The 537-nt window shown below is 79.9% G+C and carries 1 protein-coding gene; it reads left to right on the top strand.

What is annotated here, in order from left to right; all coding sequences use genetic code 11:
* Positions 1–537, top strand: a 537-nt coding sequence (locus tag FGF04_RS39800) for a S8 family serine peptidase (protein ID WP_149516236.1), incomplete at both ends; no start/stop codon positions are given.

Raw genomic sequence — 537 nt, forward strand, 5'->3', positions numbered from 1 at the left:
GGTGAGCCCGGCGTGCTGTCGGTCGCCGACATGATGCCCGCGGGGGTCAGGCCGGACAGCGCCCTCGCCACCACCGGCATCGACCTGGTGGCCCCGGGCGCCGGAGTGGTCTCCGGCGGTCCGCGCGGGGACGGCCACTACCTCGGCGCAGGCGCCTCCGTGGCCGCCGCCTACGCGGCCGGGGCCGCCGCCGCGGTCCGCGCGGTGCGGCCGGACGACTCGCCCGACGACGTCGCGCGCCGGCTGACCGCGACCGCCTATCCGGCCGACATCCCGCAGCTGGACGCGTACGCGGCCGTCACCACGGTCCTGAGCGGCGCGGACGGCTCCGCCGGGGGTGAGCGGGCCGCGGAGCCCGTGGCGGTCCGCGACAGCTCCGAGGCGGAGCGGGCCACGGATCGGGCCACGCTGTTCGTGCTCCTCGGCTCCGCGGGTGTTCTTGGCGTGCTGTGGGTCGCCTTCGCGATTCCGCGGGCGCGGGCGCGGGGGGGGCGGCCGGCGGCCGCCGTGCCGCCGGCGGCTGCTCCCGACGGGGAC

This window comes from Streptomyces apricus (genome assembly GCF_008369065.1).
In the GTDB taxonomy this organism is placed as follows: Bacteria; Actinomycetota; Actinomycetes; order Streptomycetales; family Streptomycetaceae; genus Streptomyces; species Streptomyces apricus.